Annotated in this window: 12 protein-coding genes; 4 read left to right on the top strand and 8 right to left on the bottom strand. The window is 63.5% G+C overall.

What is annotated here, in order from left to right; genetic code table 11:
- Window positions 1–16: 16 nt before the first annotated feature.
- Window positions 17–877, bottom strand: a complete 861-nt coding sequence (gene cysT / locus BLU15_RS35105; RefSeq protein WP_064817029.1) for a sulfate ABC transporter permease subunit CysT — start codon at window positions 875–877, stop codon at window positions 17–19.
- A 418-nt stretch (window positions 878–1,295) separates the two neighbouring features.
- Between cysT and BLU15_RS35100 the strand changes: the two genes are divergently transcribed.
- Both BLU15_RS35100 and BLU15_RS35095 read left to right on the top strand, forming a co-directional pair.
- The gene (locus BLU15_RS35100; RefSeq protein ID WP_034801968.1) at window positions 1,296–1,901 is read left to right on the top strand and encodes an RBBP9/YdeN family alpha/beta hydrolase; all 606 of its coding nucleotides are present in this window, start codon (window positions 1,296–1,298) and stop codon (window positions 1,899–1,901) included.
- Between the two features lie 312 nt (window positions 1,902–2,213).
- Window positions 2,214–3,620: an FAD/NAD(P)-binding protein gene (locus tag BLU15_RS35095; RefSeq protein ID WP_090301752.1), complete on the top strand. Its 1,407-nt coding sequence runs from the start codon at window positions 2,214–2,216 to the stop codon at window positions 3,618–3,620.
- A gap of 10 nt (window positions 3,621–3,630) precedes the next feature.
- On the opposite strand, the gene BLU15_RS35090 is transcribed toward BLU15_RS35095, so the two are convergent.
- The 4 genes from BLU15_RS35090 to BLU15_RS35075 form a co-directional block, all read right to left on the bottom strand.
- Window positions 3,631–4,482 carry an ABC transporter permease subunit gene (locus tag BLU15_RS35090; RefSeq protein WP_034801973.1) on the bottom strand — a complete coding sequence of 284 codons (852 nt, stop codon included), beginning with the start codon at window positions 4,480–4,482 and terminating at the stop codon, window positions 3,631–3,633.
- A complete protein-coding gene (locus BLU15_RS35085) occupies window positions 4,479–5,270 on the bottom strand; it encodes a taurine ABC transporter ATP-binding protein (protein ID WP_034801977.1) in 792 nt (263 codons plus the stop codon). The genes BLU15_RS35090 and BLU15_RS35085 overlap by 4 nt, the downstream gene beginning before the upstream one ends.
- 71 nt (window positions 5,271–5,341) lie before the next feature.
- Window positions 5,342–6,349, bottom strand: coding sequence for a taurine ABC transporter substrate-binding protein (gene tauA, locus BLU15_RS35080; RefSeq protein ID WP_060610805.1), 1,008 nt, complete (start codon window positions 6,347–6,349; stop codon window positions 5,342–5,344).
- Between the two features lie 167 nt (window positions 6,350–6,516).
- Window positions 6,517–7,065, bottom strand: a complete 549-nt coding sequence (locus BLU15_RS35075; RefSeq protein WP_083523842.1) for a flavin reductase family protein — start codon at window positions 7,063–7,065, stop codon at window positions 6,517–6,519.
- 188 nt (window positions 7,066–7,253) lie between these two features.
- On the opposite strand from BLU15_RS35075, the gene ssuD reads away from it, so the two are divergent.
- Both ssuD and BLU15_RS35065 read left to right on the top strand, forming a co-directional pair.
- Entirely contained in the window at window positions 7,254–8,447 is a 1,194-nt protein-coding gene (gene ssuD / locus BLU15_RS35070) for an FMNH2-dependent alkanesulfonate monooxygenase (RefSeq protein ID WP_210187493.1), read from the top strand.
- Window positions 8,444–9,925 carry an FAD/NAD(P)-binding protein gene (locus BLU15_RS35065; protein ID WP_060582211.1) on the top strand — a complete coding sequence of 494 codons (1,482 nt, stop codon included), beginning with the start codon at window positions 8,444–8,446 and terminating at the stop codon, window positions 9,923–9,925. The genes ssuD and BLU15_RS35065 overlap by 4 nt, the downstream gene beginning before the upstream one ends.
- On the opposite strand, the gene BLU15_RS35060 is transcribed toward BLU15_RS35065, so the two are convergent.
- Genes BLU15_RS35060 through BLU15_RS35050 form a run of 3 tightly spaced genes read right to left on the bottom strand, consistent with a single transcriptional unit; the run spans window position 9,872 to window position 11,908 of the window.
- Window positions 9,872–10,627 carry an MOSC domain-containing protein gene (locus tag BLU15_RS35060; RefSeq protein ID WP_090301751.1) on the bottom strand — a complete coding sequence of 252 codons (756 nt, stop codon included), beginning with the start codon at window positions 10,625–10,627 and terminating at the stop codon, window positions 9,872–9,874. The genes BLU15_RS35065 and BLU15_RS35060 overlap by 54 nt on opposite strands.
- Window positions 10,620–11,327 carry a glutamine amidotransferase gene (locus BLU15_RS35055; protein ID WP_090301749.1) on the bottom strand — a complete coding sequence of 236 codons (708 nt, stop codon included), beginning with the start codon at window positions 11,325–11,327 and terminating at the stop codon, window positions 10,620–10,622. The genes BLU15_RS35060 and BLU15_RS35055 overlap by 8 nt, the downstream gene beginning before the upstream one ends.
- Window positions 11,328–11,353: 26 nt before the next feature.
- On the bottom strand, window positions 11,354–11,908 hold the full coding sequence (locus BLU15_RS35050; RefSeq protein ID WP_210187492.1) for a peroxiredoxin family protein: 555 nt from the start codon (window positions 11,906–11,908) through the stop codon (window positions 11,354–11,356).
- Window positions 11,909–11,915 lie beyond the last annotated feature (7 nt).

The raw sequence follows: 11,915 nt of genomic DNA, 5'->3' as shown, positions 1-11,915 counted from the left end.
TGAGGCGGCGGTCAGGTCATGCGACATAGACATATCTCCGCCGGCTCCAGGCCTGGATCGAGTTGATGAGGAGCAGCATGGCAAACGAGATCGCCAGCATGACCGCGGCAATTGCTGTCGCAGCCGCATAGTTGAACTCTTCGAGCCGGATGACGATCAGCAGCGGCGCGATCTCGGAGACATAAGGCAGGTTGCCGGCGATGAAGATCACCGAGCCGTATTCGCCGACACCGCGGGCAAAGGCGAGCGCAAAGCCGGTGAGGCCGGCTGGCAAGAGCCCCGGCAAAAGCACCCGGCTGATCGTCTGGAAGCGGCTGGCGCCAAGGGTGGCGGCAGCCTCCTCCACTTCCTTGTCGATCTCCTCCATGATCGGCTGCACGGTCCTGACCACGAAGGGCAGGCCGACGAAGATCAGGGCAATGACGATGCCGGCCGGGGTGAAGGCGATCTTGAGGCCAAGCGGCTCCAGGAACTGGCCGATCCAGCCGTTCGGGGCATAGAGCGTCGTCAGCGCAATGCCGGCCACCGCGGTCGGCAGCGCAAAGGGCAGGTCGACCATGGCGTCGATCACCCGTTTGCCGGGGAACCGGTAGCGCACCAATACCCAGGCGAGGATGACGCCGAAGACGAGATTGATAACGGCAGCGATAAAGGCCGTGCCGAAGGAGATCTTCAAGGCATTGAGCGTGCGCGGATCAAGCGCCAGCGCCACGAACTGCGCCCAGCCGAGCCCGCTGGCCCGAAACACCAGTCCCGACAACGGGATCAACACGATCAGAACCAGCCAGCTCAGCGTGATCCCGAGCGACAATCCAAATCCAGGCAAAACACTCGGCTGGCGAAATCGCCACCGGTTCCCATTGCGTCGCTCCGTCACCTTTCGGTCACCTCTTAGCCCCGCAGCCGCGAGCGGCTGCGCTATCCCCTCATCCAAACCGATCTTCAAACCGCCGGTTGGCCGGCTTGTTCGAGCGCCAGTATCTTTCGGCGCCAAACTACCAATTTCATGGGCTCCAACAACGCAAATTTTTGACGCTTCGGCGGCCGGAAGGGAAACTGATTTTCGCTTCTGACCGCGTCTCAAGAAACACTCTGCTCCCAACTTTGTTCCATGCCTGACATCTAAAATGATGGAAGGCAAACGATGCAGCTGAAAAGTTATGCTATAGAATTTATAGATATTGAATGTTCCTTGCTTACGCGCTGTGTCCCACTCTTCCATAATCAAGCCATGAATCGGGCGCGGCAGAATGCGCGGCCGTTACTTTGAAACATTCTCGTAAGCGGCTGATGTCATGGCAACAACGCTCATCATTCCCGGGCTGTTCGGATCGGGCAGCGGCCACTGGCAGCGCCATTGGCTCAATGACAATCCGCAGGCGGTTCTTGTCGAACAGGACGATTGGGATCGCCCGAGGCTCGATCTCTGGCGCGACAGGCTCGAACACGAGATCTTCCGGCATGGAACAGTCGACCTCGTGGCCCACAGCCTCGGCTGCCTTCTGGTCGCCAATCTCGTGCGGCGCCCGCTCGCCCGGCAGGTGCGCAGCGCCTTGCTCGTCGCGCCGTGCGATCTCGGTCCGACCGATCGGCTTCATCCGGGCGCCATCGACTTCGGGTCGATGCCCGACCTGCCCTTGCCTTTTTCGAGCCTCGTCGTCGGCAGCCTGAACGACCCCTATATGCCTTTCGACCGCCTGCGTCATTTTTCGACCCGCTGGGGGAGCCGCCTCGTCGATCTTGGCCATGCCGGGCACATCAACATTGCCAGTGGTTTTGGCCGCTGGTCGCATGGCTATGACCTATTGAGGGTGTTGAACGGGATTTCGCGTCGGGAGTTTGCACGTGCGCAGCCGGGCGAATTTTCAGAGCAGTTACCCTTGCCAAACGGCGTGGCTTGAACGCTCCAGAGCATGGCGAGGGAGACCGCTTTGCGTGGTCGTGTCACACGGCCCTTGATGTCGGCGCCGTTTCGCGCTCTAATAACGCACAAAGTTTATAGAGTATACCGTCTAGGGATGCGCATGCGCCAAGGTGCCAGGCCAGCCGGGATAGGACATACGGGCTCGACCGTCCTTGCGGCGGACGATATCTTCTCGCGACCCTGCAGATGGTCGCCGATACCCTCACAATTCGGTCGGTGTCTGCGTTGAGGACCGAAACAGCCATGCATTTCAAACTTTGCCGGCGGGGCCGGCCATAGGAGAGTGCACATGACTGTCCATGGATTGTTTGCCAAGACGTCTCCGACGGAAATGAGTTCCAGGGGCAAGCCGCATATCGCCATCGTCGGCCGCGGTTTTTCCGGTGTAATGATGGCTATCGCCCTGATGAAGTCTGTGCGGGCCGCCTTTCACGTCCATCTCTTCGATCCGCAACCGACGATCAGCGGCGGGCAGGTCCTGGCCGCCGCCCAGAGCGGCGAAATCCTCAACAGCCGCGTTCGCGACCTTTCGGTGGCCGCCGGTCAGCCCGAAGACTTCAACGACTGGCTCTCGGCCAATGCCGAGTTTCGCGCCGCCGTGCCGGCCGCCATTCCCGGATTCCAGCAGATCTTCGTGCCGAAGAGCATCTTCAGCGACTATGTTTACCAGCGCTTCTCCGAGGCGCTGACGCGCCGGCCGGATATTTCGATGCAACTCTCCTGTCAGGCGGTGCTTGGTCTTCGCAAGCAAGCCAATGGGCGCTTTCTCGTGGTGCAGGACAACGCGACGGTGGAATGCGACGCCGTTGTGCTGGCGACCGGTTTTGGTCTGCGTCGCGGCGAGATGGAAGTTGCCGACGAGGAAAAGCCACTGGTGCGCGCCCGTCGTCTCGTCGTGCCGCGCCACACGGTCCTGCTCGGTAGCGGAGTCCGGGTGGTCGACCGCCTGCTGCAGCTTCGCGATAACGGCTTTGCCGGCGAGGTCACCATCCTCTCCCGCCATGGTTTCCTGCCGCAGCCGCATACCCGTCTTTCGGCAGCGCCGACATTTCCGGTCGAGCCGATGCCGACGCGGCTCGGCGAGATCGTTCGCTTCGTCCGGCAGGCCTGTGCCGAGGCAGAAGAAGCAGGGCTCGGCTGGCAGGCGGCCATGAACGGCCTGCGTCGACGGGCGCGGTCCTTGTGGCAGGCGCTGCCTGAGGAAGAAAAACATCGCTTTAACCGGCACCTGCGGTCGATCTACGACAGCCACCGCAATCGCCTGCCGGCACCCCTCTACCTGCGTCTCCGGCAGGAGCTTGCCAGCGAGCGGACCGTGCTACGCAAGGGCTGGGCCGGCCGGCGCCGTCCGGAAGGGTTGATGGTGCGCTTTGCCGGTGAAAGCCAGGAGACGCTGCTGTCAGCCGACCAGGTGATCGACTGTCGTTGTTCGGCGCCTGACCTTCAGGCGCCGTTGATGCAGAGCCTTTTTTCCGGCGGCCTTGCCGAGCCCGACGAACTCGATCTCGGCATTGCCGTCAGCCCGGCGGGCGAAGTGCTCGCGGGCGGAGCCCCGACGCGCGATCTCTACGCAATTGGGCCGCTCGGCGTCGGCAGCCTGCCCGACATCGATCTCGTGCCGGAAATCGTCACGCAGACCTATGCCGCGGCGCGACTGATCGCAACCCGGAACCGGGTCACTCTGAAGACTGGCTAAGGCTTGCCGCTTAACGCCGCGTTGCCCAGGGCACCAGCCAGCGCTCGATGAGGCGTGCCGCCAATTCGAACAGGAAGGCGACAGCGGCGATCACGACGATACCGGCGATGACCACGTCGGTCACAAGGAACTGGGCGGCGGACTGGATCATGAAACCGAGGCCGCGGGTTGCGGCGACGAGTTCGGCCGCCACCAGCGTCGACCACCCGGCGCCGAGCGCGATACGGGTTCCCGTGAGGATCGAGGGCAGGGCGCTCGGCACGATGACATGGCGCAGCACCTGCAGCCGCGACGCGCCGAAGGAGCGCGCCGCATTGACGTGATCGGCCGACGCGGAACGGACGCCCGTTGCCGTCGAAAGGATGACCGGCGGTAACATCGCCAGTGCAATCACCGCAATCTTCGACGCTTCGCCGATGCCGAGCCAGATGATCACCAGGGGAAGATAGGCAAGCGGCGGCAGCGGTCGCAAGAATTCGACGATCGGATCGAGGATGCCTTTGCCGAGACGGCTCGCTCCGATGGCAAGGCCGGCGGGAATGCCGGCGACGAGGGCGACGGCAAGCGCGCCGAAGATCCGCAGCAGGCTGGCGCCGACGTGCTCAGCGAGCGTCGCATCGACAAAACCGGTGATGGCAAGGCTCCGGAGTGCCTGGTAGACGGCAACCGGTGACGGCAGGAACAGCGGCGAGACGAAACCATAGCTGGAGGCAAGGCTCCAGAGGAAAAGCAGTGCCGTAATGGTCGCGAGCGAAATCCAGACAAGCGGCAATGGTGGTCGGTCGGCGCTCTGTTCCGGTTGCTCGTCTAGGTGACGTGCCGTCGGCATGATGGGCGGCAGGCCTTCAACCGAGATGCTCATGCGGCAATTCCTTCTTCTTCGGCATGGATGAGCACGGTCAATTCGTCCTGCAGGCGGCGAAAGGCGGCTGAGCTGCGGATTTCCGAAAGCGGTGTCCCTGCGAGGTGATCGCGGCCGAAGGTCGTGAAGATTTCGCTGGTGATCCGGCCGGGGTTGGGGGCAAGCACGATAACCCGCGTTGCCAGCAGCAGCGCCTCCTCGATGCTGTGGGTGATCAGGAGGGCGCCGACGCGATTCCGTTGCCATATGTCCAGAAGAAAGCCCTGCATACGGCTGCGGGTCAGCGCGTCGAGCGCGCCGAGCGGCTCGTCCATCAACAGAAACTTCGGGCTGGAGGCGAGCGCACGGGCAATGCCGACACGCTGGCGCATGCCGCCCGACAGTTCCCAGACATGCCGCTCGGCTGCATCGCTGAGCCCGACCTGATCGAGAAGGGCTCGCGCCCGCCGAAGCCGATCCGCCTTGGAAAAACCGCGCAGGCGCAGGGGAAAGGCGACATTGTCGAGGGCAGTCAGCCACGGATAGAGTGCATCGTCCTGGAACACGACGGCGCGCTCTGCCCCTGGGCCGGCGACCGGCGCGCCATCGAGCCGAACGCGGCCGCTGCTTGGTTTCACGAAGCCAGCAGCAAGATTGAGAAGGCTGGTCTTGCCGGAGCCGGAGCGGCCGATGACGACAACGAACTCGTCGTGGTCGATCGACAGATCGATCGATGCAAGCACCGGCGTGTTCCGGCCGGCATCGGCCGCGTATCGCAATGTGACATTCTCAAGCGAGAGGACGGACATGCTGTTCTCCTGGCATGGCGAAGTGCGCCCGCCCGAAGATTTCATCCGGGCGGGCAGCAATTGAGTGAACGTCAGAACGAGAGCTTTGCCGCTTCCTGCGCCCAGCGGGCGGAAACGTAGGGCGCGTAGTCGGGGAGGACTGCCGGGATCTTGCCCTGTTCGAGCAGGAAGGCCGAGGTCTGGGCGATCGCCTTGACGGTCGCGCCGCCGAGAAGATCAGCGCTCGCCTGCTCTTCGAGCGAAGGGAAGTAATAGCCCTTTAGCAGGTTCGGCACCTCCTCGGGCTTTGCACCGGTGAGCCGTGCGATCTTCTCGGCCTGGGGCGAGCCCGCGCTCCAGGCCTCCGGCTTGGTGCGGTAGTCCGCATAGGCGTCGCCGGTCACCTTGACGAAGCCGGTGACGATTTCAGGATGTTCCTCGGCAAACTTCTTGCTGACGATCCAGGCGTCGAAGGTCGGGCCGCCCCATTTCGCGACGTCGCTCGATGTCGCAAGCACGGTCGCGGTCTTCTTGATTTCGGAGAGAACCGGATCCCAGACATAGGCGCCATCGATATCGCCGCGCTGCCATGCAGCGGCGATCTCCGGTGGCCGGAGGTTGAGGATTTCAACCGCCTTCGGGTCAATGTTCCAGTGTTTCAAGGCGGTGAGCAGGCTGTAATGCGCCGTCGAGACGAAGGGCGTTGCAATCTTCTTGCCGGCAAGCTCTTCCGGCTTGTCGATTCCCTTGACAGCCAGCGCCTCTGCGTCGCTGATCAGGCCGACGACGAAGATTGTTTCAAGCGGAATTTGGCGGCTCGCGGCGGCGGCCAGCGGCGAGGATCCGACATAGCCGATGTCGATCGACCCGGATGCAAGTGCCGCAATCACGTCTGCGCCACCGTCGAATTTCTGCCAGGTGATCTTGGCGCCGGTCACCTTCTCATAGGTCCCGTCTGCCTGCGGCACGCGCGACGGCTCGACGATGGGCTGGTAGCCGATGGTCAGCGTCGTTTCGTCCGCATGGGCTGGAAGGGAAAGCTGGCTCGCCGCCAAGAGGGCGGCACTGGCGGCAAGAAGGGTGCGTCTGCGGATCGTCATCGTATGCTCCTCAACGGTTGCGGCTTCCTCGGGAAGTCCTCACATTATGTTGATTAAAAGCATGGATTTTATGTAGATAAATTATTCCGCTTTTTGTGGCTTTGCAGAGAGCCCATTCCAAATTTGAGATCCGTGGCAGCGCTCTGTGCCATGCATGGAAAGCAGCGTCAGAACTGCACGCCGCCGTAGCGGCCGTTGTGGTAGACGATCGGTTCGCCGGTCCCCGCGCTAATCGCCACCACCCGACCGAGGATGATCGCATGGCTATGGCGCTCGATGATCTCCTCGACCTCGCAATCGATGGCGGCAAGCGCGCCGGCAAGCGCCGACGCGCCGCTGGCAAGCCGGATCCATTCGGCGCCATCGTAGCGAGCGGCGCCCTTGGTGCCATCGACACCGGAGAAACGCTCGGCGACCCTTTGCTGTTCGCGCGACAGAAGGTTGACGCAGAAATGCCGATAGCGCTCGATGACCGGCCAGGTGGAGGATGTGCGGTTGATGTTGACGATCATGGTCGGCGGATCGACGGCGAGCGCGGTTGCGGAGGTCACGGTGGCGCCGGTACGCTCTTCGCCTATCCCTGCGGTGATGACGGAGACGCCACCTGAGAAGTTGCGCATGGCCGCCTTCAGCGCGGGCGTGGTGATCGACCCGTAACCATTGGCGGTCGGAACGATGGCATCGAATGCGGGAGAAGCGGCAAGCGCAATGGTCATGGCCAAATCCTCGAAAAATTTAATCTAATTCCCGGTCGCTCACGGCTGATGCGGGAAAAATTTTTCCTCACATCAAGGATGATCGTCCGAATTCTTATTGTCAATAAATTTTATAGAGTTTATGCTTTTTGGCAATCGAGGGACGCTCTTGCGTGCCTCCGAAGGAACCTGCGAGGAGGCTTGCGCGAATGGGAATTGTGCCCGACGAAATCCCCGAGAAGATCCCTGAAAAGATCAACGTGCTCTGGTTTCTGCCGACCCACGGCGATAGCCGCTATCTCGGAACCACGCGCGGCGGCCGAAACGTGGACCTCAATTATCTCAAGCAGGTCGCGCAGGCCGCCGATACGCTCGGCTACTATGGCGTGCTCATCCCGACGGGGCGGAGTTGCGAGGACAGTTGGGTGGTCGCTTCGGCGCTGGCGCCGCTCACTGAAAAGTTGCGGTTCCTGATCGCGGTTCGGCCCGGCCTGCTTTCGCCCACGCTCGCGGCACGCATGACGGCCACGCTGGACCGCCTCTCGGGCGGACGGCTGCTGATCAACGTCGTTACCGGCGGCGATCCGATCGAAAACAAGGGCGACGGCATACATCTCGCGCATGGCGAACGCTACGAGGTGACCGAGGAATTCCTGAACATCTACAAGGCCGTGCTTCGCGGAGAAGAGGTCGATTTCAAGGGGAACCACTTCGATATCGAAGGCGGGAAGCTCCTGTTTCCGTGCGTACAGCAGCCCCACCCGCCGCTTTATTTCGGCGGCTCCTCCGGCAAGGGCCAGGAGGTGGCAGCGCGTACGATCGACAAGTACCTGACCTGGGGCGAGCCGGTCGAGGACGTTGCCCGCAAGATCGCCGAAGTGCGCGCCCTGGCCGAAGCCGAGGGCAGGGACGTTACCTTCGGCATCCGCCTTCATGTGATCGTTCGCGAAACCGCAAGGGAAGCGTGGCAGGCCGCCGACGAACTGATACAATATGTGGATGACGACACGATTGCTGCCGCACAGAAGGTGTTCGAGCGCATGGATTCGGTTGGTCAGAGCCGCATGAGCCGCCTGCATGGTGGTCGCCGTGACAAGCTCGAAATCGCTCCCAATCTCTGGGCCGGCGTCGGTCTGGTGCGCGGAGGGGCAGGAACGGCGCTCGTCGGCGATCCCGATCAAGTCAGGGCGCGCATGGAAGAATACCGACAAATCGGCATCGACAGCTTTATCCTGTCCGGTTACCCGCATCTCGAAGAGGCCTATCGGTTCGGTGAACTGGTTCTGCCGCATCTGCCGCTGGCCCACGCCATCCCGGCACGCGAGACGTCGATCAACACCGGGCCGTTCGGCGAAACCATCGCCGGCGATCATCGCCCGAAGCTGAAGGTCTCCCAGTCGTGACAGCTGTGCGGCGACCGGTCATTGCCATTGTCGGCGGCGGCTTCACCGGCGCAGTGGTCGCGGCGAACCTTGCACGCCATGCCGCCAGCGACGGCGCCGCCATCGTGGTCTTCGAGCCGCGAGACCGGCTCGGCGCCGGGCTTGCCTATGATAGCGGCAATCCCGCCCATCGCACGAATGTGCCTGCGGCCCGCATGAGCCTCGTTCCTGATGATCCTGACGATTTTTTGAACTGGCTGGCGGCCCATGGCGAGCCGCGCGGCGACCCGGACGCAAGGGCGGCCGATGGCCATCTTTATGTGCGGCGGGCGGTGTTCGGGCGATACGTCGGCGCGTTCGTCGCGCCGTTCGTGCGGAGCGGCAAGGTCGTGCACCGGCGCGAGCGCATCGCGCGCATCGAGCGGCGTGGAGCGCGCTGGAAGCTGACCTCCGACGCTGGGACGGAGCTGCTGGCCGACATCGTCGTGATCGCCACGACGCATCCCTCGCCTTGTGCGCCGAAGCGCGTTGCACAGGCGCTCGAAGGCCACCCGCGTTTCGTCGCCGACACTACGGTCGCTGGGTCTCTTACCTGCCTTCGTCCCGATGATCACGTTCTGGTGCTTGGAAACGGCCTGACGGCGGCGGACGTGATTGCGTCGCTGAGGCTCGCCGACCACCGCGGCTCGATCGTCGCCCTGTCGCGCCGCGGACTTCGTTCGCGAGGCCATGCGGGAAGAGCACAGGAACCCTTCGGCGATTTTGTCGGTACCCCGGCGCGAACCGCGCTCGAACTGCTTCGACGCGTGCGCCTGGCGGTGCGGCAGGCCGCTCAGGCGGGGCTCAGCTGGCATGCGGTTTTCGACGCTTTGCGTAGCCAGGGCGGACAAGTCTGGCGGGCGTTGCCGGTTGCAGAGCGACGCCGCCTCGTGCAGCGCCTGCGACCGTTCTGGGACGCCCACCGGTTCCGCGTGGCGCCGCAGATCGATGACGCGATCCGGCAGGCAATCGAGACGGGACAGTTGCGTGTCCTCGGCGCTTCGATCGAGGGCGTCGAGCGCTACGGTCAGGTCATCGCGGTCGATATCCGTCACCGGCAGACGCGCATCCGGGAACGCCTGTTGTTCGATGCCTGCGTCGTGACGACCGGCCCGGCGCATACGGGTATTCTTTCCAGCCAGGACTGGCTCGCGGATCTGGCGTCGAAGGGCTGGCTGCGCCTAGACAGTGTCGGACTGGGGCTTGCCTGCGATGAGGCGAGTCGGGCGATCGGGACGAGTGGCGTGGCCGAGAGATCGCTGATCGTTGCCGGGCCGCTGGCGCGCGGCACCTTCGGCGAACTCATGGGCCTGCCGCAGGTCAACGATCACGCCATCTTCATTGCCGATGAGATCGCCGAGATGCTGGCGCGGCCGGACAGGGTCGCCACCCGCCGCAGGTCGGCGTCATCCGTTCGGCAACGACTGGTCACGACCCTCGACGGCGCCGCCAGGCGTTGAAGCCGGAGCCTCGCCGTCGAGCCGGCGGGACCAATCTTCGACAGCCCGCGTCTGCAGGCGCTTGGCTGCATAGTCCCGCCAATTCGGGGGCAGGATGGCGAGATCGGCGATTTCGGACAGGGCATCGCAGTTGAGCGTATCGACATAGAGATAGTGCCACAGCCGGGCGATCGTCCATTCGGGATAGCGCCGCTCGACGAGTTGCATCCGCTCACCGGGCGAAACCAAGCCGGTTTCGATGACCCGGTAGTACCATCCCGTTCGGCCGGTCTGCTGGACGCGGCGGGCCATATCCGGCAGATCGAAACGGCGGTTCAGCTTCCAGCAGGGTTGCCGGCCCTGGCTCACCTCGAGAAGGGCTTTACCAAGGCGAAACCGGTCGCCGACCGCGACATCGCTTTCCGTCAATCCCAAGGCCGAGATGTTCTCGCCGAAGGCGCCCGGCTGCTCCAGCCTGGTTACGCTTCCGAGATCCTTGACCCAAGCCTCGTAGTGGTCGCGCGGGTAATGATGCACGGCCTTATCCGGGCCACCGTGCCTCTTCAGATCACCCTGATGGTCGCCGGCAAAGCCGGTTGTACCGAGATGTACCGGCCCGAGAGCCGGGTGTTTGTCGATACCGCTTAAGGTTCCGCGGTCGTCGATCGGCGTGAGGGTGCCGATGAGCAGGGCGTCGAGCGCAATCGGGGCCTGCTCAACCATCGATGTTCTCCAGCCATTCGCCGATCATCGACGCGGCCGCCGCCTCCAGGCGAGGCCCGTGACGTCGGGCGTCGGCGCGTAGGCCCGGCACGCTGAGCCCGGCGGTCGCCAGTTCGCAGGCGTGACCGACGAGCCAGCGTTCAAAGGCCGCGCCGGCTTGGGCCTCCGGGTGAAACTGAAGGGCGAGCACTGTATTGCCGCGCGCGAAGCCTTGCTGCGCGATCAGCGATGTCGAGGCCAGCAGGTCAGTGCTGGCCGGCAGGTCGTAGGTGTCACCGTGCCAATGCAGGACGGAGACGTCGGCGAGATGGCGGAGAGCCGAGGCCTCGCCTGCGGCGCTAAGGCTCAGCGGCGAAAACCCGATCTCCTTCAGGCCGGAAGGGTAGACGCGGGCACCGAGCGCGCGGGCGATCAGCTGGGCGCCGAGGCAGATTCCGAGCGTCGGCCGGTTGCCGGCAAGACGTGCCTGAAGCATGGCGATTTCCCCGGCGATGAAGGGATAGGCCTCGTCTTCATAGACCCCGATCGGACCGCCGAGCACGATGACGAGATCGGGCTCCAACGGATCGAAAGAGAGGTAATTTTCGTCGCCGACATCGCGGTACTCGATTTCAAATCCCGCCGCCCGCAGCGGTCCGGCAAAGCTGCCGAGATCTTCGAAATGCACATGTCTGAGGGCGAGTGCCATTCTGGTCGTCATCGTCTGTTCTCCCATGCTCAGAGGTTCTAGCCGGCCCGCGCGTCGGGCACGCATCCTTCGCTCGTGCACCCGGCTGAAGTGGCGGTGGCCGCGCTGAAATCGGGGATCGGGGCGGAAAGGAGTGTCGCAAGACGCGCGCCGATGACCATGTCGTCTTCGATGCCGAAGCGGTGGTGTTCGACATGACCGTCGCGTCCGATGATGATTGCCGTCGGCGTGCCTCGCATGCCGTAGCGCTCCATCGTTTTCGGTATCGGTCCCTGCTCGGAAGGCTGGTCGACGGCGATCGGGAAGGTCAGGCGATACTCATGAATGAAAGCCTTCAGCGCCTCGGGTGTCATGACCGCGTGATGCTCGAACACCGAATGCAGGCCGAGGACCTGAAGATCGGTATCCCGAAAAATGCTCTGGACGCGCTGCATCTGCGGCAGTCCGTGCGAAACGCAGGCCGGGCACAGCATCTGAAACGCATGAAGGAAAACGACCCGGCCGCGAAGCTGCGCAAGGCTCGGACGTTCCTGTGTGTTGAACCAGGTCGAAACGGCGAGTTCCGGAGCCGCGGTCCTGTGATTGCTGTTCATTGTTCTC

The organism is Ensifer sp. YR511, from assembly GCF_900103045.1.
GTDB lineage: Bacteria > Pseudomonadota > Alphaproteobacteria > Rhizobiales > Rhizobiaceae > Ensifer > Ensifer adhaerens.
This window is presented reverse-complemented; position numbering and strand designations above follow the sequence as displayed.